The 22109-nt window shown below is 40.7% G+C and carries 21 protein-coding genes; 12 read left to right on the plus strand and 9 right to left on the minus strand.

Features of this window, described 5'->3' with window-relative positions:
• Nucleotides 1-201 precede the first annotated feature (201 nt).
• Together V7K27_RS26820 and V7K27_RS26825 are read right to left on the minus strand one after the other, a co-directional pair.
• On the minus strand, nucleotides 202-642 hold the full coding sequence (locus tag V7K27_RS26820; RefSeq protein ID WP_334951343.1) for a coactosin family protein: 441 nt from the start codon (nucleotides 640-642) through the stop codon (nucleotides 202-204).
• Nucleotides 643-836: 194 nt separating this feature from the next.
• Nucleotides 837-1178: a hypothetical protein gene (locus V7K27_RS26825; RefSeq protein WP_334951344.1), complete on the minus strand. Its 342-nt coding sequence runs from the start codon at nucleotides 1176-1178 to the stop codon at nucleotides 837-839.
• A gap of 119 nt (nucleotides 1179-1297) precedes the next feature.
• On the opposite strand from V7K27_RS26825, the gene V7K27_RS26830 reads away from it, so the two are divergent.
• Together V7K27_RS26830 and V7K27_RS26835 are read left to right on the plus strand one after the other, a co-directional pair.
• Nucleotides 1298-1531 carry a hypothetical protein gene (locus tag V7K27_RS26830; RefSeq protein ID WP_334951345.1) on the plus strand — a complete coding sequence of 78 codons (234 nt, stop codon included), beginning with the start codon at nucleotides 1298-1300 and terminating at the stop codon, nucleotides 1529-1531.
• A complete protein-coding gene (locus V7K27_RS26835) occupies nucleotides 1494-1727 on the plus strand; it encodes a hypothetical protein (protein ID WP_334951346.1) in 234 nt (77 codons plus the stop codon). The genes V7K27_RS26830 and V7K27_RS26835 overlap by 38 nt, the downstream gene beginning before the upstream one ends.
• Here V7K27_RS26835 and V7K27_RS26840 read toward each other — a convergent pair.
• On the minus strand, nucleotides 1714-2037 hold the full coding sequence (locus V7K27_RS26840) for a thioredoxin family protein (protein ID WP_334951347.1): 324 nt from the start codon (nucleotides 2035-2037) through the stop codon (nucleotides 1714-1716). The two genes, V7K27_RS26835 and V7K27_RS26840, sit on opposite strands and share 14 nt — an antisense overlap.
• A gap of 323 nt (nucleotides 2038-2360) precedes the next feature.
• On the opposite strand from V7K27_RS26840, the gene rpmI reads away from it, so the two are divergent.
• From rpmI to bchB, 7 genes are all read left to right on the plus strand, one after another.
• On the plus strand, nucleotides 2361-2558 hold the full coding sequence (gene rpmI, locus V7K27_RS26845; RefSeq protein ID WP_292760699.1) for a 50S ribosomal protein L35: 198 nt from the start codon (nucleotides 2361-2363) through the stop codon (nucleotides 2556-2558).
• 19 nt (nucleotides 2559-2577) lie between these two features.
• Nucleotides 2578-2934, plus strand: coding sequence for a 50S ribosomal protein L20 (rplT, locus tag V7K27_RS26850; RefSeq protein WP_229545555.1), 357 nt, complete (start codon nucleotides 2578-2580; stop codon nucleotides 2932-2934).
• A 12-nt stretch (nucleotides 2935-2946) separates the two neighbouring features.
• Nucleotides 2947-3762 (plus strand): transporter substrate-binding domain-containing protein, encoded by an 816-nt coding sequence (locus tag V7K27_RS26855; RefSeq protein WP_334951348.1) that lies wholly within the window; start codon nucleotides 2947-2949, stop codon nucleotides 3760-3762.
• A 121-nt stretch (nucleotides 3763-3883) separates the two neighbouring features.
• Nucleotides 3884-4408, plus strand: a complete 525-nt coding sequence (locus V7K27_RS26860) for a tetratricopeptide repeat protein (protein ID WP_334951349.1) — start codon at nucleotides 3884-3886, stop codon at nucleotides 4406-4408.
• A 231-nt stretch (nucleotides 4409-4639) separates the two neighbouring features.
• Entirely contained in the window at nucleotides 4640-6622 is a 1983-nt protein-coding gene (locus V7K27_RS26865; RefSeq protein WP_334951350.1) for a primary-amine oxidase, read from the plus strand.
• 294 nt (nucleotides 6623-6916) lie between these two features.
• The gene (locus V7K27_RS26870; RefSeq protein ID WP_334951351.1) at nucleotides 6917-7486 is read left to right on the plus strand and encodes a peptidylprolyl isomerase; all 570 of its coding nucleotides are present in this window, start codon (nucleotides 6917-6919) and stop codon (nucleotides 7484-7486) included.
• 803 nt (nucleotides 7487-8289) lie between these two features.
• Complete coding sequence (bchB, locus tag V7K27_RS26875; RefSeq protein WP_292760706.1) at nucleotides 8290-9816, plus strand: ferredoxin:protochlorophyllide reductase (ATP-dependent) subunit B; 1527 nt, start codon at nucleotides 8290-8292, stop codon at nucleotides 9814-9816.
• 63 nt (nucleotides 9817-9879) lie between these two features.
• Here bchB and V7K27_RS26880 read toward each other — a convergent pair whose 3' ends face one another.
• From V7K27_RS26880 to V7K27_RS26895, 4 genes are all read right to left on the minus strand, one after another.
• Nucleotides 9880-10305, minus strand: coding sequence for a type II toxin-antitoxin system VapC family toxin (locus V7K27_RS26880; RefSeq protein WP_334951352.1), 426 nt, complete (start codon nucleotides 10303-10305; stop codon nucleotides 9880-9882).
• A complete protein-coding gene (locus V7K27_RS26885) occupies nucleotides 10295-10552 on the minus strand; it encodes a hypothetical protein (protein WP_190942212.1) in 258 nt (85 codons plus the stop codon). The genes V7K27_RS26880 and V7K27_RS26885 overlap by 11 nt, the downstream gene beginning before the upstream one ends.
• A gap of 163 nt (nucleotides 10553-10715) precedes the next feature.
• A complete protein-coding gene (locus tag V7K27_RS26890; protein WP_334951354.1) occupies nucleotides 10716-12509 on the minus strand; it encodes a GmrSD restriction endonuclease domain-containing protein in 1794 nt (597 codons plus the stop codon).
• Between the two features lie 163 nt (nucleotides 12510-12672).
• Complete coding sequence (locus V7K27_RS26895) at nucleotides 12673-13032, minus strand: DUF2281 domain-containing protein (protein ID WP_334951355.1); 360 nt, start codon at nucleotides 13030-13032, stop codon at nucleotides 12673-12675.
• Between the two features lie 399 nt (nucleotides 13033-13431).
• On the opposite strand from V7K27_RS26895, the gene V7K27_RS26900 reads away from it, so the two are divergent.
• Nucleotides 13432-16575, plus strand: coding sequence for a plasmid replication protein, CyRepA1 family (locus V7K27_RS26900; RefSeq protein ID WP_334951356.1), 3144 nt, complete (start codon nucleotides 13432-13434; stop codon nucleotides 16573-16575).
• A 665-nt stretch (nucleotides 16576-17240) separates the two neighbouring features.
• Nucleotides 17241-17996 carry a metallophosphoesterase family protein gene (locus V7K27_RS26905; RefSeq protein ID WP_334951357.1) on the plus strand — a complete coding sequence of 252 codons (756 nt, stop codon included), beginning with the start codon at nucleotides 17241-17243 and terminating at the stop codon, nucleotides 17994-17996.
• 98 nt (nucleotides 17997-18094) lie between these two features.
• On the opposite strand, the gene V7K27_RS26910 is transcribed toward V7K27_RS26905, so the two are convergent.
• A complete protein-coding gene (locus V7K27_RS26910; protein WP_334951358.1) occupies nucleotides 18095-18958 on the minus strand; it encodes a M48 family metallopeptidase in 864 nt (287 codons plus the stop codon).
• 393 nt (nucleotides 18959-19351) lie between these two features.
• Between V7K27_RS26910 and V7K27_RS26915 the strand changes: the two genes are divergently transcribed.
• Nucleotides 19352-19882: a DUF4330 domain-containing protein gene (locus V7K27_RS26915; RefSeq protein WP_334951359.1), complete on the plus strand. Its 531-nt coding sequence runs from the start codon at nucleotides 19352-19354 to the stop codon at nucleotides 19880-19882.
• A 385-nt stretch (nucleotides 19883-20267) separates the two neighbouring features.
• On the opposite strand, the gene V7K27_RS26920 is transcribed toward V7K27_RS26915, so the two are convergent.
• Entirely contained in the window at nucleotides 20268-21260 is a 993-nt protein-coding gene (locus V7K27_RS26920) for a metal ABC transporter solute-binding protein, Zn/Mn family (protein WP_334951360.1), read from the minus strand.
• Nucleotides 21261-22109 lie beyond the last annotated feature (849 nt).

The raw sequence follows: 22109 nt of genomic DNA on the forward strand, positions 1-22109 counted from the left end.
TGTCGCGGAAGTCCCCACCTTCAATGTACTCTAATGGTAGGTATTGTGAGCGGGGGGTGAACGCGAACAGGAACATATTTCAATTAAGGCTCAAGATTCAGAGCCACCCAAAGAATCAATCTTGCCTCTCCGTCGCGGGGGTTCTAAGAGTTGTAGTTAGTGGGGTGCGTGGGGTTTTTATTCCCAAGTACTCCTGGACACTTAATCAATAACATGGCTTCCTGATAGTGGTGATGACCTATCTAACAAAGTCACCCTGTTCAAATTATCTTTATTCAAAACTGTGACATCAGCGTGGGAAGGTTGAAGATATGCTTGTGCATCGCCCAAAAAAGCCGTCTTCTTGCCTTTCTCGATAATGCCAACCCCTGGACCTATGTAGGTTATAAAGACATCACGTATAGTTGTCTTTAGAGTACCCTTCTCTTGAATGTTACCCAGTCTCACCAGAGCATACTGGATCTGGTCGTCTTCTAAATGGGGACTGAGTTCTTCCACATCTCCCTCCCCTCCAGCAGTAAAATGCACGGTGGATGGTCTGACGTAATTGAGCAAGAGCCATCCTGATGTATTATTATTAACATTGAATAAAGCTGCTTGAGCTTCTCGAAGTTCTGCTTCGTTGTCGAGTCTTAACGGCATAAAATCTCCTTCTGATTATTTTTTTCTAAAAGAGAACATATATATCTTATATTATGCACCTGACGGAATACACTAAGAGCAGGTAAATAAATGTAACAACATAATTGAAGATATACTTAAATAATAATATGAACTAAAAGGAACAAATAAATAGGGAAATTACAGAGATACAAGGGAGCGATCGCTTATTCTACTCAGAAGGTGATGATATTCTCGTCAGATTCATCTTCCCTGATGCTATTTTTCCTCGCTTGGGGCGCACCTTTGGTAGCAATTACTAATCTATTTTCTGGCGATCGCCAAACACAAGACATTGCCAACAATTCACCAGACAGGAGATACTCTTGCAATATCTCGCAATCTTGATGTAAATGTTCAGTTCTGGCTAAATAGTCATCACCCACTTGTTTGAGGGCTTTTTCCATCGGATCGAAGGGGTCTTTGCGACTGGCTAAAATCCCAAATTCGATTAACTCATGGTAAGTTTCTGGGAGTGCTTCTCGTCCCTCTTTCAGAGGAACTTCGTTAACGTGCAAGATTCATATCTATCTGCTACCAAAATCGCCAATTTCAACTAAGTAAACAAACAGATATAAATTTCGTAATCTTAGTAAAAATTATACCTGTATGTCGATATGTTCGTGAAATGTTAAAAATGCTTCCCGAAATCCCTGAGCCTATTTTATTAACTCAGATTTTTGCTAAACTTACTTCTTTAGGACGCATTCATCCCATTTCTACAGGCGTTGAACCTCGTAAATTCGCAGAGGTATTGTCCCAACAGACGCGATTAATCGCGTCTCTCCTAACTCCTAACTCCCCCACTCCCCACTCCCTACTCCCCACTTCTTATGAGCATTACACTTACAGGTACAATCGAACGCCGTGATATTGGCACAGGCGCATGGGCGTTAGTTACAGAAGAGGGCGTTACTTACGAAATCCTCAGAGGGGCTGACAAAGACTTACTCAAAACTGGACAAAAAGCAAAAGTTAAAGGACAGGTGCGTGAGGATGTCATGACAACTGCCATGATTGGCCCTGTCCTGGAGGTCAAATCTTTTGACGTAATTAGTTCTGATTAGTTGTGGAATTCAGAACATCTTGAAGACGGCTTCTAAACTCTCCTTTAGGATGACCTCCTTTTACCTCACCCACAATCTGAAATTCCCCTTCTGGAGAATTGCAGAGAATGTAAGTAGGCCATCCCATTTCTGATTTATCGGGATAGTGACTTAATAAAATCTTGCGATACTTGCGGTAAGCAGCCGTATCCTGCATTTTGACATCGATAAATTCTAAACCCAGTTCTTGTGCCACCTTTTTGTCATAAAAAGACATTTTGTGGCAAATGCCGCACTCTTCTGAAGAGAACTTAATTACAGCTAAACTCATGGGTTGGCGACTCTTTGATTTTAGGCAAAGTTTTTTAACATAATGCCATGAAATATTAGCATATAGCTGGTCATTAGTGTCAACTTAACACTGAAACCCTGATCCAGTATCGAATGGCACTAAGTTAAGATACAGCCCTTGCCCTCACTGGTTCTCTAAACAAAGTCAGCCAACATGGATCATATTCGACTATATTTATTTCATCCATAGGTGAAGTTAATTTGAGCTACATCGGTCGTGGTTGGTTAAATCCTTTATTTAATTGCAATTCAAGCAATTTTATTAGTATATAATTATGGATCGTGTCGAATTAAAGTTAAACCATGCCTAAACTAAAGACTCGTAAAGCAGCAGCGAAGCGATTCCGTGCCACCGGCACCGGCAAAATCGTCCGTCGTAAAGCGTTCAAAAGCCACCTTTTAGAACACAAATCTTCCAACAAGAAGCGTAGCCTGCGCCAGAGTACACTTGTACATGAACGCGATGAACTTAACGTGCGTTTGATGCTCCCATATTTGTAAGTATTTCAGGAAATAAGTTATGACACGGGTAAAACGCGGTAATGTAGCTCGCAAGCGCCGCAATAAAATTCTCAAACTAGCTAAAGGTTTTCGCGGTTCCCATTCAACTCTGTTTAGAACCGCCAACCAACAAGTGATGAAGGCACTACGGAGTGCCTACCGCGATCGCAAAAAGAAAAAGCGCGATTTTCGTCGCCTCTGGATCACCCGGATCAACGCTGCTGCAAGGCAACATGGCTTGAGTTACAGCCAGTTGATCGGGAATCTGAAAAAAGCTGATATCCTACTAAATCGCAAGATGTTAGCGCAATTGGCAGTCCTCGATCCAGCTAGCTTCGGCAAAGTTGCAGAATTGGCAAATCAAGCTAAAGGATAAAGGTGGCAACGGATGTATAACGGATGTAGCAGATGGGAAGTAATTACTCGGTTACATCTGGTATTATCCGCCACTATTTTTTGGATTTTTTGCTTTTCCATAGTGGGGACAGGATTAACTGCATCTGCTGCCGAAATGCCAGAAATTCAGCAGCGAGGCTATCTAATTGTTGCCGTTAAGGATAACTTGCGTCCGTTGGGATTTAGAGATGCTAGTGGCAATTTGCAGGGCTTGGAAATTGACTTAGCACAGCGCTTGACAGTTGATTTGGTTGGGAAAGTCGAGGCTGTCAAGTTTAAACCAGTAGCGAATCGCGATCGCCTGTCTGTAGTCTTAGACCAGAAAGTTGATTTTGCGATCGCTAGGGTGACAGCAACTGAATCTCGCAGCCGCATAGTTAGTTTCAGTGTTCCCTACTATTTGGATAGCACTGTATTAGTTACAAAAGATGCCTCTGTGCAGCAGTTGAGTGATTTGGCAAAACAAAAAATTGCTGTACTGAATAACTCCAGCACCATCGCTAAAGTGCGGTACTATCTGCCAAGCGCCGAGTTAGTAGGAGTGAATTCCTATGACGAAGCGCGAGAGGAAATAGAAAGTAATGCAGCCTTTGCCTTTGCCGCAGATGCTAGCGTTCTGAGCGGTTGGGTGCAACAATATCCCCAATATCGGCTACTACCAACCAAGCTATCAACTGAACCCTTAGCTGTAGTCATGCCCAAGGGATTGCAGTACGATGAGTTAAGACGAAATGTGAATGGAGCGATCGCTCGTTACTTAGCAGAAGGTTGGCTCCAACAACGCTCTCACTATTGGGGTTTGCCGTAAGTTTGTCATTGGTCATTAGTCATTGGTCATTAGTGAATAACAAAGGACAAAGGACAAATGACAAAGGACAATAGGCTGATAATAGATACAGAAGCAACTTTTAATATTTATATTTGCAGCAATGGATAACAGTCTAGCCGTTGTTTATCTCTCAATTTTGGTAGGTTTGCTCACAATTGCAGCCGTGGGTGTTCTTCGCCAGATTTTCAAAACTCGCAAGATTGAAGGCTCCTTTGCAAGATTGCGAAAGAAGTTAGAGAAAGAAAAGGGTACGACTCAAGAATATTATGAGTTAGCCAGTATTTATTCAGAAAAAAAATTGTATTCCCAAGCGATCGCGCTATTTCAAAAAGCTCTCAAAGCTGCCGAAGAAGAGGGAGAAGAAGATATCGCCCCCATTTATAACGGGCTGGGTTATGTTTATTTTTCCCAAGAGCAATACGACCTAGCAATTCGTCAGTATAAAGAAGCCCTGAAATCTAAACCAGACTACGTGACAGGGTTGAATAATCTCGGTCACGCCTACGAGAAGAAAAAATTAACTACTCAGGCATTACAAACTTACGAAGAAGCACTAAAATTTTCTCCAAATAACTCTACTGCTAAACGCCGTGCTGAATCTTTACGCCGTTTGGTTTCTGCATAAATTAAGGTTATTTGTCATTTGTCATTTGTCATTTGTCATTTGTCATTTGTCATTTGGGTATTGGTTATTAATTCTTCTCTTGCCCACTCCCCAGTACAGACGCGATTAATCACATCTCTGCCCACTCCCCAACTATTAACAAATTAATTTGGCTTTAGCCTCTTAATTTATCGGTTTTCAATCTTAGGCTTGGAAATAGATAACTATAAGTCTTTTGTAAAAATGTAAAAGATGATTAAGCGGTTAAAGCGTTTTTTGTGGCTAGCTATTGCCATCATTGTTGTCATTTCTATCTCACTCGGATTAATGGGAATATTGACGGCTCAACAGCTTTCGATTTCCCATCCTCTCACTTCACTAACAGAGGCAGAAATTAGTACAGCTGTTTCGGTGATCAAAAGAGAAAAAACTTTGAGCGAAATGGCAGCTTTTCCAATTATTGCTTTACAAGAACCAGATAAAGAAGAAGTTTTGAATTTTACACCGGGTAAAGCCTTTGGGCGAAAAGCTTTTTTGGTAATCTCTGAGCGATCGCTAAACAAAACCTATGAGGGAATTGTTGATCTGACAAGCAAAACCTTAAGTTCTTGGAAAGAAATACCGTCTGTGCAACCTGCGATCGTTAGTTCCGAATATGAACTAGCAACTCAGATAGTCAAAGCCGATCCTCGATGGCAAAAAGCGATGCAAAGGCGGGGAATTACCGATTTAGATCAAGTCAAAATCAGTTCGTCGGCACCAGGAATCCTGAGTCAACAGGAAGAAGCAACAGGTAATCGTCTCTGTCGGAGCTTATCTTACTATAAAGGCAAAGGCTGGAACTATTACGGTAGTCCGATTGAAGGAGTCGTAGCAACAGTTAATTTGAACACAGGTAAAATCGCCAGTTTTGTTGACAGAGGAAACGTACCTTTCTCTCAAGAAAACTGGAACTACGATGTCAAATCTTTGGGCAAATTGCTTTCACCACTTAAAGCATTAAAGATTCTGCAACCTAATGGTGCAAGTTTCCAGATCAAAAATAATGAAATTAGCTGGCAAGGTTGGAAGTTTCGCTATTTAATGCATCCTCGTAATGGATTAATGCTGTACCAAGTGACGCACCAGGACGGGGAAAATATTCGACCAGTTTTATACCGCGCTAGCTTATCAGAAATGGTAGTACCTTATGGCGATCCTGAGCCTACTTGGTCATTTAGGAATGCCTTTGATGTTGGAGAATATAACCTTGGTTTGTTAGCAAATACGATGGAGTTAGGTAAGGAAATTCCCGAAAACGGCCTGTTACTAAATGCTGTATTTGCTAATGAGCAGGGAGAACCTGATAAAATACCAGGGGTTATTGGTATTTACGAGCGCGATCGCGGAATGCTGTGGAAGCACTATGAGTATAATACTCAGCGCAATGATGTCCGTCGCAGTCGAGAATTAGTAATGACGATGACTGCGGCTATTGACAACTATGATTACAGCATTAATTGGATTTTTCAGCAAGATGGAACTTTAGAAGTTCAAAATGAATTAACGGGTATTATACTGGCACAGGGAACGGCTGCCGAAAAACAGTCTGAGGATAATTCCTATGGTCAGTTGATTGCTAAGAATATCTTCGGAGTAAATCACCAGCATTTTTTCAACTATCGCCTAGATTTCGATGTCGATGGTCAAGCTAATTCCGTGATGGAAATGAATGTCAAAGCTTTGCCGATGGATGAGAAAAATCCATTAGGAAATGCGATCGCAGTTACAGAAACCCCACTAACAAAAGAAACAGCTGCTGTCCGCGATTTAGACATAAAACACAGTCGGGAATGGATGATTGTTAGTGCAGACAAAAAGAATCCTCTAGGTGCTGCACCTGGATATATGCTGATGCCGGGAGGAAACTCTGTATTTTTCCCTGTGGAAGGCTCAAAAATCCGTCAACGGGCAGAATTTGCGACTCACCACGTCTGGGTAACAAAATATAAACCTGCTGAACTTTATGCTGGCGGCGATTATCCCAACCAGACTCAACCCGGACAGGGTTTGCCAAAATATATTGCTGACGATGAGTCCTTGATGGGTGAAGATATCGTGCTGTGGTATACAATGGGCGTCACTCATATTCCGCGATCGGAAGATTGGCCTGTGATGCCTGTTCACCGAGTTGGCTTTAAACTCGTTCCTAGAGGATTCTTTAGCCGTAATCCAGCGATTAATTTACCAGAGTAAAATATTCGTTTTCTAAAGTTTCCTTCGTTCAGTTTTTTGGTAATCTGTAAACCTATAACTTGAATGCTGATAAGCTTATCGTAGGTCAATCAATTTTGGATTTTAGATTTGCGATTTTAGATTGACTGTACCCACTCTTGGGTTACAGCTTGGGGATTTTAGATTTGCCATTTTAGATTTGTTCCGCCCACAATATGCGGTGGCTCTGTACCAAAGAAATAATCCAAAATCCAAAATTTAAAATCTAAAATTGGCGGGGTCAAATTACTGGCAGTTTTGAAAATAGGATACCTCATGAATTTTCCAGAAATTAATATTCCCGGTGATGGCGCACTGCACGCTCGTTTAACTACTTCCTTGGGTGAAATTATAGTTCGTTTGGAGGAAGACAAAACCCCCAACACCGTCAAAAATTTTGTAGGTTTAGCAACCGGCACAATCGACTGGAAAGACCCTAAAACAAATCAATCTCTGAAGGGGACTCCTGCCTACGATGGGATTCGCTTTCACCGAGTCATCCCTGATTTTATGATTCAGTGTGGCGATCCCCTGGCTCGTTATCCAGATATGGCCAACCGGTGGGGTACTGGTGGACCAGGATATCAATTTGAAGATGAGTTTCATCCTGAATTGAAACACTCTAGTGCGGGTATCCTCTCAATGGCAAATTCAGGACGTAATACTAATGGTTCGCAATGGTTTATTACAGAAGGGCCAACGCCTCACCTTAACAACAAACACAGTGTTTTTGGTAAAGTTATCCAAGGTATGGATATAGTCAACCGCATCGCCAATGTGCCTACGACTAGAGATCGTCCAAATCAAGATGTAGTGTTAGAAAAAGTAGAAATTTTTCGGCAGTAACTAACACCTCTCTAGGTTAATTTCTACTGCCTCAAATGAACAAATTGCGCTAGTGTTATTCCCCCCTAACCCTCCTTAAACAAGGAGGGTTAGGGGGGATATTGATACAACGTGATTTTTTACAAAGATCCTCTGATACCATTTCACACAAAGCCTGATACATATAGATTTCTCGTAGGGGCACAGCAATGCTCATGCGTGTCAACTTAGAGCCAGGGCGAATGGAATAGAGCCTCCGGCACGCTGACGCGAACGCGGCTACACAAACAAAGTCCACCTCCGTGGACTAATACAAAATCAAGGGTTCTTAACCCACGTTCGCCCTTGGCGTTCCGCAGGAAAGGTGGGTAAAGCCTCGTGTAGACGCGGTTTCTAACCGCCCTTTTAGCTTAAGTTGACACCAATGAGCAATGCTGTGCCCCTACCAACGTATTTGTATCATTATTAAAGTGAAACGGGATGAGAGGATGTTTGTATTTTTGGAGAAGTTGTACATAAATTTTCTAAATTTATTGGTGATAGTTAACACACCGCCCCAAATTGAAAACAAATTTGCCGAAAAATTAAGATTTATTTTAAAAAAGCAACAGTAATATTGTTAAAGTTAGAAGCTAGATTCCAATCAGGAACAACGTTTGAGCGATGCCTACGCCTACACACCGCAGCTAAAACCCTTACAAGTCTTCACTTCATCAGGGATACAACTTTTGAGACAATCAGAAACGATTTAATAATAATCAAGCACTTATAGTCCACTCTTATCGGACTCCGGGTTATTTCTGTTGAAAAGGGAGAACACAAACATGAAATTGGCTTACTGGATGTATGCAGGCCCAGCCCACATTGGCACTCTGCGAATCGCTAGTTCTTTTAAAAATGTTCATGCGATCATGCACGCGCCCATTGGCGATGACTACTTTAACGTCATGCGCTCCATGCTATCGCGGGAGAGGGATTTTACCCCAGTGACAACCAGTGTCGTCGATCGCAACGTTTTGGCACGCGGTTCTCAAGAGAAGGTGGTAGATAACATCATCCGCAAGGATGCCGAGGAACACCCAGATTTAATTGTGTTAACTCCCACCTGTACCTCCAGCATTTTGCAAGAAGACCTGCACAATTTTGTCGAGCGATCGCAGTTGGAAGCAAAAGGAGACGTAATGCTGGCGGATGTGAACCACTACCGCTACAACGAACTACAAGCCGCCGATCGCACTTTGGATCAAATCGTTCAATACTACATTGAAAAAGCCCGGAAGCGCGGCGAATTGCCAGAAGGCAAAACTGCGAAGCCCTCAGTTAACATTATCGGTACTACCACCCTCGGTTTCCACAATAATCACGACTGCACCGAACTGAAACGGCTGATGGCTGACTTGGGAATTGAGGTGAATACCTTAATTCCCGAAGGTGCTTCGGTGAATGACTTGAAAAAGATGTCCCAAGCCTGGTTTAACCTGGTTCCTTACCGTGAACTCGGTTTAACCACAGCTCGTTACCTGGAAGAACAATTTGGCACACCTTATATAGACATTACTCCAATGGGTGTAGTGGAAACTGCCCGTTGTATTCGCAAGATTCAGCAGGTAATTAACGCTCAAGGTGCAGAAGTTGACTACGAAAACTTCATCAATGAGCAAACTCTCCATGTATCTCAGGCTGCTTGGTTCTCCCGTTCGATTGACTGTCAAAACTTGACTGGCAAAAAAGCTGTGGTCTTTGGTGACAACACCCACGCCGCCGCCATTACCAAGATTCTGGCGCGAGAAATGGGGATTCATGTTGTTTGGGCTGGAACCTACTGTAAATATGATGCAGACTGGTTCCGCGAACAGGTTAGTGAGTATTGCGATGAAGTGCTAATCTCCGAAGATCATGGTGCAATTGGGGATGCGATCGCTCGTGTCGAACCCTCTGCCATTTTCGGCACCCAAATGGAACGCCACGTTGGTAAGCGTTTGGATATTCCCTGCGGTGTAATTGCAGCACCCATCCACGTCCAAAACTTCCCCATTGGTTACAAACCATTTATGGGTTACGAAGGCACTAATCAGATTACAGATTTGATCTACAATTCCTTCACTTTGGGAATGGAAGATCACCTGTTAGAAATCTTCGGTGGTCATGATACCAAAGAAGTAATTACTAGGGGAATTTCTGCTGATTCTGATTTGAATTGGACAAAAGATGGTCAAGCAGAATTGAATAAGATTCCGGGATTTGTGCGCGGTAAAGTAAAGCGAAATACTGAGAAATTTGCCCGCGATCGCGGTTTTAAGGAAATCAATGCTGAGGTGTTGTATGCTGCGAAGGAGGCTGTCGGGGCGTAGGTTAAGGGGTTAGCGATTTTTAATAATAAAGGGCATATCTTAAGGAATGCCTTTTATTATTACTTATTCTGACTTCAGTAGACGAATAAAGCCAGCTTGTTCAAAGTGGTGATCTGTGGTTAATGCCTCTTTAATGCCAAGCTCTTGCATGACTATAAAAGAAGTGCTATCCACCAAAGACCAAGCTTTATCTTCTCTAGTTTTGAGTAGCTCCCAAGCTGCTGAATCTATTGTTGGTTCAATATAAATCAAGTTGATATAAGGAGCAGTTCTGACAGCTTCTACGTATTTAAATAACTGCGAACGAGGTACGCGTAAAGGGCTATTCAGCAAAGCCACCAGTTCAATAACAACATAATTAGTTGTTACCATTGCTTGATCTTGCTGACGCCTATGTTGAAACCACTGCTTTGCTTGTTTATGGTAGGACTCAGTTGCAATAAATAAATTAGCCCACCCCGATGTATCTATAAAGACTTTATTCGTCAATTTTTAGCTCCTGCTGCAAAGTTTGCTGGAGATATTGATCGTGGTTTTCTCCTACATCAGAATTATCAAATTTCAATGTACCTAGTAAAGGTAAAATTGGATCTAATTCGGAGATATTTTCCTGTTTAGCTGATTGAGATAACGATTGCAAAATTAAATCTTCTAAAGATAGATTCAATTTTTGTGCCTGAGCAGTTAATTTACTTTCTAAGTCATCTGACAACTGTATTGTTAATGTTTTAGCCATTTTATTCACCAGTTACGAATGATAAAAAGAACATTATATGAGTAATCAAGAGCAAATTAAATTCTACTCTTCATTACTCACTTTCATATTTTTTATGCTTACCTAATAATCTTGCTTCGCATTGTTGATAAAGTAATCAGTAGAAGCCATATCATTATTAAATCTAAGAGAATCGCCTAAAAAGCTCGTTGTATTCTGAAAACTTAATTTCTTCAAGATTTGCACCAATACGCTCGTAGTACTTAGAATCATATGCAGTAGGATCTCTACCTGCACTGAGTTTAAATAAGACTACCTCTCTACCGTGATAATCAATCAGTTTAATATTTCTACCGATACTACTTTTCACAGACTGTTGAATAGGTTGAGATTCAATCTTTTGTTTCAACCACCCAAAGAATTTATCAACACTACCTTTTAATTTAGTAGCTTCATGGTCTATTCCTGTTATTTTGAAGCCCTTGTACTCTACACATTGACTACCGTATATAGACTCTACTCTCTTCGCATCATTATCGTTATCCGCTACGCCAACGCAAACATAACCAGTAGAATTTGGTGAATGGTTTGCCATAGCAGTAAGAGTTTTTATAATTTTGTCAAAATTATCCTGATCAAACTCAGTTCGTCCGTCCAGCTTTGTAAAGCCCTGCTTAAAATCATACAAAGCTTGCTCAGTTTTAGATTGAGTCAGTAATGTTTCAAACTCCGTAAGCCAGCTATCAAGAGCGGGATCTTCCCGCTCACTTGGCTTGAAGCAATCTCTAACAATACCTTTAACTGCCTTTATATTCTTAGTCTTGTTCGATGAACTCCAATTGCCACCTCTAGTGATATCAATATTCTGACTAATATTCATTAAACTGTCTACTAGTCCTCTACGGTTGGCAATCTGCATTCTTTCAATAAACATCAATTCATAAAAGCTTAGAAAAATTACTTGAAAGTAGCGGGGTACTGCATTTTGATTTGATAATAATTCATTAAACTTTCGTCCTGATTCGTCTAGGATTCTACGCATTTCATCATATACTTTGACAAACTGTCCCTTAATCACATCAGGATTTTTTCTTCGGAGGGCAGTCTCTATATCATTGTTTCTAGTACCTGAAATTAATCCATAGTATTCATCTAGAACTTCAGAGCTACTTCTTGGTACTTCGGGCAGTAATGCCATGTATGCAACAATTTCAGCGACGACTTCTTCATCTTTTGATTCTCTAACCATCTCTTTTGTTAAAACATTGTTTTTCACCCAAAAGATATTATTTACCTTTATTCCGTATTCTAAATTAGCATTAGTAATACTAATATATTTCATGTTATTAAGAAGAAGAACATCTGATGCAGATGTATCCGTTCTAATTTCATTTGATATTTTCCTTACTAAATCAGGAAAATCACCGGTCGCTCCAGCTGCTCTCAACTCTTGTCTAGACAAATGTTTACCATTTGAGTTAATTCGCCTAAAGACTTCATCAACTTTCTCGTCATTATCAAATGAGTAAATAGAGATAGGCAATACGTAACTTGCTATTATCTCACATAGATTTCTTTCAAGAATAGGTTTCTTTTGTTTCAGAATATCTTGATCCAGGAGAGATTTTGATTCTACCATTGTCTCTAAATCAAAATACTTTTCATTGATTTCAAACTCGCCTTCAATGAAAGATGTGATTGCATTTAACCTTTGCATTCCATCTATAATTTCAAATACAGAGAATTTTTCTCTTTCAGATTCAGCAAGCAAGATTATAGGTACAGGAAATCCCTGAAGTATTGAATCTATAAATGCTCTTTTTTCTTCAATAGTCCAAACCAGTTTTCTCTGATATCTTCTGTTTACATAAAACAGATGATTTATATAGAAATTGTAAATTCTTTGAATACTTTCACTTCTAATAGAAAGTTCTCTTTGCACAGAGGAAGCAGGAATATTATCTGGTAGTTTTGCCATATTATTGAGTCTTCATTAAACTCAGACTTGGTATATTTTAATTCTTCGAGCATGGATTTAGTCTTTAGAAAGCGAGTGAGAACAGTATAAAGTTCAGCCAGAGTGTAAGTTGAAACAAATCCTTTTATTTATTCTGTTAGGACACGCTGCAACTATAGTATACTCATTTATTAATTCGTTCCTCTCTTAAATCATGCACAACTGTTTCCCACTTTTTTGAGTCTTCAGCCTGTACAATTAGGACTCCCTCAACATACTTAACAAGCAAACCTTTATCTAGTTCGCCGGGTTGCCAATCATAAGGTTCATAGCTACCCAAATTCGATAAGTCAGTCTCTAGCCATCCCGCATCAGATTCTTCATCTAATTCTTCACTGACTATAGATAACTGAGATTCTTGACGATTCTCCTTTCGCCACTCTAGAAACTGTACAAAATCTAGAACTTCCTGCTGTGCATTTTCTGGAAGGCTTTCTAGTTTTTCCAAAATCTTTTCTTTGAGAGAATCCATACTTGGAGACACTATCTTTATTGAATAGTGTAACTCATAGTCTCTATCCAAATGATAAGCTTTTATCCCAGAAGTGATGTTTGACAGCTGCTATGCATCTACGATTTGTGACAAACCTTGTCTTGCAAAATGTTACCCTATAGCGATCGCTGCGGCAACCCCTCCAGCGATCGCATTCCTTAACCAATAAATTTACTGATAAATAAAAATTAATAGCGAACAAATATCACAATACAAAATTATTACTTCGGGGATCTAATAGGCAGAATAACCCACTAGAGTTTTAACCGATGTGTCTCTTATAACGAAGTAAAAAAAGCATCATCAAAGCCTCGCAATATCTCTTATAGAAAAAAAGCAGATGCGTGTTAATGTTTTAATCTCATTGACTTTCCCTTAGCGTCTTTCCCTATGCATCTGCACTATTTACACCCCCAACACCTTGAAGAATTAGTCAAGAGCAGTGGTATAGACTTACACTTAGTGCAACTCAATTTTAGGTCACTCCAAGGCGTAACAGCTTATGAGTACCTATTGATTTCTGAGCTACTCCCCCGCACCAATGCCGGAATAGTGAAAAGTAGTTGGTTGCAGCGTTATGCTCATATCACTGAAGGTGGTTGGTGGTGTTCGGGGTTAGACCCTTTGAATAATTGGCAAATGATGGAATGGGGATGCTTTAAGCCAAACCAACCCCGACAAAATCACAATGGTAAGTCCATCAAATACGAGCATCCCCCCAGCACGCCAACGCGAGTATTTTGTTTGCGGGTAACTTTGCAAGTGTGGCAGCAAGTCGCTGGACGTTACAATCTGGTTATGCCTGACAATATCACCATTACTCCTGATGGTGAAGCTGAAGGCTTTTGGCAATGGGTGATACAGCAGAATATTCCCCTGATTATCTGCGAGGGTGTGAAGAAAGCAGCCACACTGTTGACGCAAGGATATGCAGCTATTGCCATTCCCGGAATTACCAGTGGTTATCGAGTTGTTAAAGATGAATTTGGCAAAGTTACTCGTCGTCAGCTAATTCCCGATTTAGGCGCGTTTGCGATTACAAAGCGCAGCTTTTACATTTGCTTTGATTTTGAAACTCAACCTAAGACAATTGCTGCTGTAAATAATGCTATTTCTCAACTTGGTTGTTTATTTCAGCAAAAAAATTGTACTGTTAAAGTTATCGAACTTCCAGGAGTTGAAAAAGGAGTTGATGAGTTTATCGTTGCGAAAGGTGCAAGTAGTTTCGATAAAGTTTATCGTCAAAGTGTTGATTTAGAAATTTATCTTGCTCAAACCAAACCCCACACCGAGTTAAGCATTCCTGCTGCACTCACCTTGAATCGCCCTTATATAAGTGAAATACCTTTCCCCACCTCTGGATTAGTAGGAGTCAAATCAGCAAAAGGAACGGGTAAAACTACAGCACTGCAAGCCGTTGTTCAGCAAGCAAAAAGCAGAAATCAACCTGTTTTATTAATTACTCACAGAATTTTACTAGGACGATTTTTATGTGAAAAAATTGGTATTCAATGGGGAACACATAAAGAAGATGGGGAGAAAAGAATTGATAAAACACTTACCCCCGCTCCTCCCATCCTCCGCTCTCTGTTTCCTCAACACTCCCTTGGATTGTGTGTTGATTCGATTTGGAAACTTAACCCGGAAAATTGGCGCGGGGCAATAGTAATTTTAGATGAAGTAGAGCAATCTTTATGGCATCTATTAAACAGTAATACTTGTAAACACAAGCGTGTAAAAATATTAAAATTATTCCAGCAACTAATTTCCACAGTTTTAACAACTGGGGGGTTAGTAATTGCCCAAGATGCTGATTTATCAGATGTATCACTTGAATATTTACAGGGATTGGCAGGAATTAAATTAACACCTTGGGTAGTTCTCAACCAGTGGAAACCTCAGCAAGGTTGGGACGTAACTTTTTATGATTCGCCGAACCCAACACCGCTAATTCACCAACTGGAATTGGATTTACTTGCTGGACGTAAATGTTACGTTACTACCGATAGTCGCACTGGGCGTTACAGTTGTGAAACAATTGAACGTTATCTGAAAGAGCGATTACAAAAATTACGACGGCAATTTCCCAAAACCTTGGTAGTTAGTAGCCACACTACAAACACACCTGGACATGAAGCGGTTGATTTTATCGCCGCTATCAATGAAAAAATCTCTGAATATGACGGCGTTTTTGTTACCCCTAGTCTTGGTACAGGAATTAGTATTGATGTCCAGCATTTCGACCGAGTTTATGGCATTTTTCAAGGGGTAATTCCTGACTCGGAAGCAAGACAAGCATTAGCGAGAGTGCGTGATGATGTTCCGCGTGTTGTCTGGTGCGCTAAACGAGGTATTGGCTTAATTGGTAGTGGTAGTACAAATTATCGCTTGCTATCTGATTGGTATCAAGAAAATCAAAAAGAAAACTTAGCTTTGCTGAGTCCACTACATAAAATAGATGTAGATTTACCTTTAGTTCATGACCCGATTCATTTGCGAACTTGGGCTAAGTTATCTGCACGGGTAAATGCTTCTATCCGCCTCTACCGTCAATCGATGCAAGATGGTTTGATTGCTGATGGGCATCAAATTCAGTTGCGGAGTAATGCTGTTCACAATAATATTATTCGAGATTTACGCCTGGCATTTTTGGCAACTGACGCTGATGATTTAGCTACCCGCAGAAGATTAGTTTTAGAAATTGTCAAAGTTCAAAAAGATTGGGCGCAAAGGCGTCAAAAAGCTAAAGAAATTAAACGTAAAATTAAAGATATTAAGCAGCAAAATCAACTATCGCTAGCAACTGCTGTCGCTAATGCTCAAGATATCGATTATGTAGAATATGAGCAGCTATTAGTAAAGCATTCCCTAACTGATGGAGAACGCAACCAAATCAATAAATATCTTCTCAGACAAAGGTATGGTGTAGAAGTTACTCCTTGGCTGAAATTGCAGGATGACCACGGATATTATTGTCAACTGTTAATTCATTATTATCTAACTCACGAAAGCGAGTATTTTCACGTCAGAGATGAGCAAGAATGGCATCAGCAATTGTCTTGGGGTGAAGGGAAAGTTTTTCTACCAGATTTAAAAACTTACACGCTGAAAGTTGAGGCGATGAGAGCCTTGGGAATGCTTCAGTTTCTCGAAGCAGAACGAGAATTTAGCGAGAGTCATACAGATTTGATATTGCTTAAAAATGTTGTTTTTCAGCATAGTAAGCATATTAAAAGAGCGCTTGGTATTAATTTAGTCGGGGAGAAAGAGCAGGTTTCGGCAATAAAAATACTCAGCCGACTGTTAAATTTGTTGGGCTTGAAACTAAAGCGGGTAAATGAGGTTTATCAAATCGACCTAGAAACGCTTGATGATGGTAGGGAGAGAATATTTGCAGTTTGGCATCAACGGGATGAGTTGATGTTGGCTCATGTTAAGAGTGTTGGCTATGAGTTACCTGATTATTCTTCAGACTGGAAGCTTGAAATTATCCAAACCAAGCCTTATGCCGCAGTGGTCAATATCCTACCCTAATATCTAGTAATGATGCTGTCATACTTCTAAAATGCAGTATTTAGATCATTTTTAGGACTTACGCAAAACCACACGCTGTAGGGGCAATTCATGAATTGCCCCTACCAGAAAATAAGGGTTTCGGCTATTGTTTGCGTAAGTCCTGATTTTGTTTAACGAACCGCAGAGGCGCAGAGGGCACGGAGAAATCAGAGTTTGAGAGATATTTTGCGTAAGTCCTAAATTCGTAGCGAATTCTCTGCGTCCCTCTGCGTTTACCTCACAGTAACAGCTTAAAATAATTCGTAATTCGTAATTAAGTTTTGTGACGGGGATTTCAATTAGGCGTTCAATTCGTGCTGCCTGTCTTGCTGGGGAATTAAACCCCCAAACTTTCTTAAATAAAATGCAAAACTTTATCCTGTCTCTAGCTTCCCTCTCCAATATATCGGAGAGGGATTGAGGGTGAGGTAAGCCAGGGACATAAATTGTATGTTATTTAATTCTTATTCCTTACCACTCAAAACTATATATTTTCCCCCATTAGCATCATAGATTAATTTTATTACTGGGATAATAATTAAATTAAAATAAAACTTGTTCAGTATTTTTACCTTTCATTGCGGAAACCAGAAAGCTTAAACTGTAGCAGAAGTATTAGCCAAAACTATTGAAGCTAAGAGACAATGAGCGAAATTAGCCCCAGACGAATTGTAATTGGGGATGTGCATGGCCACTATGAAGGTTTGATGACATTGTTGGAGGCGATCGCCCCCACCTCAGAGGATCAAGTCTATTTTCTGGGAGACTTAATTGATCGTGGGCCTCATAGCGCACAAGTAGTTAATTTTGTCAAGCGAAATAACTACCCATGTTTGCTGGGAAATCATGAGCAGATGTTATTAAACATTCTGACCAATGAAAGAACCTCCTCCCCGACGATGCAAGCATGGCTGTATGGTGGAGGGCAAGCTACCGTAGCCAGTTATCACCAGGCCACAATCCCCGACGACCATCTGGATTGGTTCAAGAGTTTGCCTACATATCTCGACTTGGGGGATATTTGGTTAGCTCATGCTGGTGTTGACCCTTCCAAGTCGGTCACAGAACAAACTGCCGATGAACTCTGTTGGATACGAGAGGAATTTCATAGTATTGAAAAACCCTACTTCCCAGATAAGCAAATTATCATCGGTCACACCATTACTTTTACTCTGCCGGGTGTTTCTCCTGGTAAACTGGCACAAGGACAGGGATGGCTAGACATAGATACTGGTGCTTATCATCCCAAAAGTGGCTGGTTGACTGGATTGGATGTGACGAATAACTTAGTTTATCAAGTTAACATTTTTAAAAATTATCTCCGTGTCCTGCCCTTAGAAGATGTAGTGATCAGAGTTGATCCAGCCAAAATCAAGGTCGATCGCCGCAATCAGAATTGAGCAATATTTGAGATGAGGGGGAGTGGGGAGTGGGGAGTGGGGAGTGGGGAGATGAGGGAGATGAGGGAGAAATGACTCTTGAGTAATGGCCAATGCCCTCAAGACTTCGCTAATGATCGAATATTAGCTTTATAACTAGCTTTATCCAAGCCATAATTTCCATTACTAGGTTGAGAGTCAATTGCAAGTCTGAGGGCATGAATGCGATCGCTCGTTCCGGGGTGCGTACTCAAAAATGTCGGCGCAGAACCACCCTTTTTCAGCAGCTTTTGCATAAAGGAAACCATTGCAGACTGAGCATAACCAGTACGTGTTAAAGTTCTTAATCCTCTTTGATCGGCTTCAAATTCATTTTTACGACTGCGTGGCAAGTCTCGCGCTAACTGTACACCAATTTGCACCGCCGTACTCCGGTCTAAGCCAGCAGCTGTTAATAGGCCACTTTCCAGCGCTTTTTGCTGCATCTGTTTGACTACGTGTTTCCCGCCAATGTGACCAATTTCATGGGCGAGTACACTTGCTAATTGCGCTTCATTGTCTGCGGTTTTCAGCAAACCCGTGTGGACATATACATAGCCGCCCAAGGTAGCAAAAGCATTAATAGTGTCATCCTGAACTACTTGGAAGGTATAGGGGAGATCGGGGCGATCGCTATTAGCTGCTAAACGCCGACCAACTTGGGTTACATAGCGATTAACTTCGGGATTGCGGTTAAGCCGGACTTGACTGCCGACTAATTCCTGATTAATCTGCTTACCAAGATCAACTTCTTGGTTAGGGGATATATTAGAAAGCTGAAATGCCTGAAATCCTTGGAGTAGAAGAGGCAAAAAGTCTAAAGTTCTTCCCGGCAAGGGTGTACTCAGACACAGACTCAGGGCGACTACCACCGAAATTAAAGGATAAAACCAGCGACGCGGCCACATACGGGAATTTGCCACAAAACCTTTCCAATTCAACATAATCTGCACTGAAGATAATTTTCGGAGAACATAAAATGATGGAACAAATTATGAGACGGTTTTAGATCATTCTAAGTTGCATTCTTAACTCAAGACCAAAGGGATTGTTATACAGCCAATGCTTACGCAAATCTACTGAATTGTGTGAGGCTAGGGATTCACTCTAGGGATAGGCTTAAACACTAGATTTTACCTTCTGGATGCGTCAGTCTTAACAGCCAAAAGTTTGAGAGTCATCTGTCGCCACTCCGAACTTACGAACTCGTGATAAACTGTCGCATAACCGCAACTCCTAGCCGCTTTGAGTTATTACCAAATAGGTAAAATTGCTATTCCCATCGAAAACTTTCTTGCTACAATCAATTACTTCGCTATTACCTCGGAAAATTTTTTATGGCTATTTTAGATTCAAAAGGTCGTTTGTTCGGCAAAATCAACCTCCTAGATTTAGGTGCTGCACTGGTAACTCTGCTAGTTATATTTGTGATCTTGTCTACTATCTTGTCTAGCTTGGGTCTTGCCCAAGTCGGTGAGAAAATAGTACCCATAGAAGTAGACTTAGTAGTTCGTGGTTTGAATGTACGTGATCCTGAGCAATTATTTAACAATGGCTTAAAAAAAGGCGGGAAAACTGATGTAATTATCCGCAATCAACCCTATGGAGAGATTGGGATTAAATCTATTCAACAGCTACCTAGAACAGTCAATGTTTTCCAACCTGATGGCAGTGTTAAAGAATTGCCAGATCCAAAGACCAACAATTTTAGTACAGATATGATTTTAACCTTAGAAGGTAAAGCCAAACGCACTGAAAGCGGACTAGTTTTAGGTAGCAGTAAAGTGAAAATTGGTATGCCATTTGAGTTAGAAGGCTTTAACTACAACTTCAATGCAACTGTTATTGATATCAGATTCGAGAAATAGCATTGACTCATCCCCCGGCTTCAAGCCGGGGGGAAATCGAAGTCATTAGTCATTAGTCATTAGTCATTAGTCATTAGTCATTAGTCATTAGTCATTAGTCATTAGTCATTAGTCATTAGTCATTAGTACCGTTGAGTATTTTTTATTTGTCAGTCCCTTATTTCCCAATACGGTTCGGTTAAGGTTATAACTACTAGGACTTACGCATTGACAAGAAATACCAAATATGCATAAGGTTAAAAACCACATCTTTCGTAAGGGCACAGCATTGCTGTGCCCCTACAGCATGGTCTATTTACGATCACAGGATAATTAATAAAAGCCTGAAACAACCTATTTTAGCTAGTGCATATTATGATGCATTTGTACACTGCGTAAGTCCTAACTACTTAGGAGCTTTCGCTTCAAACATTAAATACGTCCCTCCTAACCCTTCTACAATTGTGCGTGTATTGGCAATCATCATTTTCTGATAAGTGTCCCCTTCGCTTCCTGGTTCACCAAGTCCCTCAGCATACAACTTCCTCTCAGAAATTTTCACTTCAGCAACTCTTGCTAGAGATTGAAGCAAATTAGGGTTAATTGTCGCCTCAGTAAAAATTGTTGACACTTTAGCCCGTTTAATATTTGTCACCAAATTTGTCACTTGTGCAGCCGTGAGGTTTTTGTCAGTACTAATACCTTGCAATCCCCCTGCTAATGAAAGACCGTATGCTTTGGCGTAATAGCTCAGTGCATCAGAGGTTGTAACTAATTTGCGTTCTTTGGCAGGAATACTGGCAATTCTTGACTTAATCCAGCGATCTAGTTGAGTGAGTTCATTTTTGATTTTTTTGGTATTGCTGGTATAAACTTCTGCATCACTAGATTCTAATTTTCTCAGGTTACTATTAATTACCTCCACCATTCTGATCGCATTTTTGGTATTGTGCCAAAGATGAGGATCGGTTACATTCTTGCCGCCTTTCTGAAATTTTTGTGGCTTAGACACCGCAAGTTGTCCGACGGCTATTTTTGGTGCAGTGTTTTTAGTCGCTTTAATTAATTTGATCAGATTTGGTTCAAAGTTGTAACCAGTATAAAGAATAAGATTAGCTTGTTCAATGGCTTTACGATCTTCCGGTTTTGGTTTATAAAATTGGGGGTCGGCTGTAGGGGAAATTAAGCAGGTAAGGTTAACTGTATTCCCGGCAACCTGTCTGGTTAAGTCACATAGTACGCTTGTAGTCGCTACGACTTGGGGAAGATTCTCATTTACCTGGGTGGTAGTCTGAGTGAATGCGGTTCTTGCAGCTTGATTTCCACACCCAACAAATCCAATCGTTAAGGCAACAAGAATAGCTCGGAAGGAATTATTTGATGGTAATTTTTTTGACATCCTCAACTCCTACTGGATGTATTGAAAAAATAATCATTATCAGTAACGGATTAGTGAAATAGCAGGGCGAAGCCTTCGGCTGGGAAAAGTCTAAAAGTTAAGGGAAGAGGAATTAATAGACTCTCTCCTTTCCCACTTTCCCCAGCCTACATCCAGCAATTTTTGCTTAGTGAACCACTAGTACCGCAACTCTTGGAGACGCTACGCGAACGCGTAATTCGTAATTCGTAATTCGTAATTCGTAATTACGTTTTAGCAAGGGTTTCAGAGATTAGAAATGGGTGGCTTATTTACGCCGTGCTGTACTAGTGAGATTTTTGCAGGCAAAATGTTAGTTAACTTCACGCGACAGACTCGAAAACTGGTAGAGGTAGAAGCACAATAATAAAGGCGATGCTGGGGAGCCTCCGATAAGGAGTGTAGTGTAGTTCTGTCATCGTCTGTTGAAGGGGCTATGCCATTGTGCTTATATGCCACAAAAGTCGCAACTTAACTAGGATTATCAGGTTAGGGAGTGGAACGTAGCCATGCTGGGGCTTATTGAGCATACGGGTTGATTTCGCAAACCTAGTCGTGAATCTAAGGCAATTGTAGCTGTGGTTTTGCTAGGTGTGGGCATATAGTTGTTACAGAATTGGCGAATTGGCGATTTTTTAGCCATCAGCCTTTGTTACACTAATTTTCATCTAAGCTGTTGCGTATTTAATTTGTATATTGGACGCGCTCATGTTGCCCGCACTACAATATTTTTGGGTTTTCGTGTTATACAATTTAGCTGCACATCAACTTAACTGCTCTATATTGCCATAATCTCGGCTGTACATTGTGCCATAATTTTTATCCTTTAGT

Source organism: Nostoc sp., from assembly GCF_036919575.1.
In the GTDB taxonomy this organism is placed as follows: Bacteria; Cyanobacteriota; Cyanobacteriia; order Cyanobacteriales; family Nostocaceae; genus Nostoc.

Bases quoted from the DNA above. Each gene is read 5' to 3' on its own strand.
- V7K27_RS26820 (WP_334951343.1), bottom strand. From the start codon at position 642: ATGCCGTTAAGACTCGACAACGAAGCAGAACTTCGAGAAGCTCAAGCA.
- V7K27_RS26830 (WP_334951345.1), top strand. From the start codon at position 1,298: ATGCTTCCCGAAATCCCTGAGCCTATTTTATTAACTCAGATTTTTGCT.
- V7K27_RS26835 (WP_334951346.1), top strand. From the start codon at position 1,494: ATGAGCATTACACTTACAGGTACAATCGAACGCCGTGATATTGGCACA.
- V7K27_RS26840 (WP_334951347.1), bottom strand. From the start codon at position 2,037: ATGAGTTTAGCTGTAATTAAGTTCTCTTCAGAAGAGTGCGGCATTTGC.
- rpmI (WP_292760699.1), top strand. From the start codon at position 2,361: ATGCCTAAACTAAAGACTCGTAAAGCAGCAGCGAAGCGATTCCGTGCC.
- rplT (WP_229545555.1), top strand. From the start codon at position 2,578: ATGACACGGGTAAAACGCGGTAATGTAGCTCGCAAGCGCCGCAATAAA.
- V7K27_RS26855 (WP_334951348.1), top strand. From the start codon at position 2,947: ATGTATAACGGATGTAGCAGATGGGAAGTAATTACTCGGTTACATCTG.
- V7K27_RS26860 (WP_334951349.1), top strand. From the start codon at position 3,884: ATGGATAACAGTCTAGCCGTTGTTTATCTCTCAATTTTGGTAGGTTTG.
- V7K27_RS26865 (WP_334951350.1), top strand. From the start codon at position 4,640: ATGATTAAGCGGTTAAAGCGTTTTTTGTGGCTAGCTATTGCCATCATT.
- V7K27_RS26870 (WP_334951351.1), top strand. From the start codon at position 6,917: ATGAATTTTCCAGAAATTAATATTCCCGGTGATGGCGCACTGCACGCT.
- bchB (WP_292760706.1), top strand. From the start codon at position 8,290: ATGAAATTGGCTTACTGGATGTATGCAGGCCCAGCCCACATTGGCACT.
- V7K27_RS26885 (WP_190942212.1), bottom strand. From the start codon at position 10,552: ATGGCTAAAACATTAACAATACAGTTGTCAGATGACTTAGAAAGTAAA.
- V7K27_RS26890 (WP_334951354.1), bottom strand. From the start codon at position 12,509: ATGGCAAAACTACCAGATAATATTCCTGCTTCCTCTGTGCAAAGAGAA.
- V7K27_RS26900 (WP_334951356.1), top strand. From the start codon at position 13,432: ATGCATCTGCACTATTTACACCCCCAACACCTTGAAGAATTAGTCAAG.
- V7K27_RS26905 (WP_334951357.1), top strand. From the start codon at position 17,241: ATGAGCGAAATTAGCCCCAGACGAATTGTAATTGGGGATGTGCATGGC.
- V7K27_RS26910 (WP_334951358.1), bottom strand. From the start codon at position 18,958: ATGTTGAATTGGAAAGGTTTTGTGGCAAATTCCCGTATGTGGCCGCGT.
- V7K27_RS26915 (WP_334951359.1), top strand. From the start codon at position 19,352: ATGGCTATTTTAGATTCAAAAGGTCGTTTGTTCGGCAAAATCAACCTC.
- V7K27_RS26920 (WP_334951360.1), bottom strand. From the start codon at position 21,260: ATGTCAAAAAAATTACCATCAAATAATTCCTTCCGAGCTATTCTTGTT.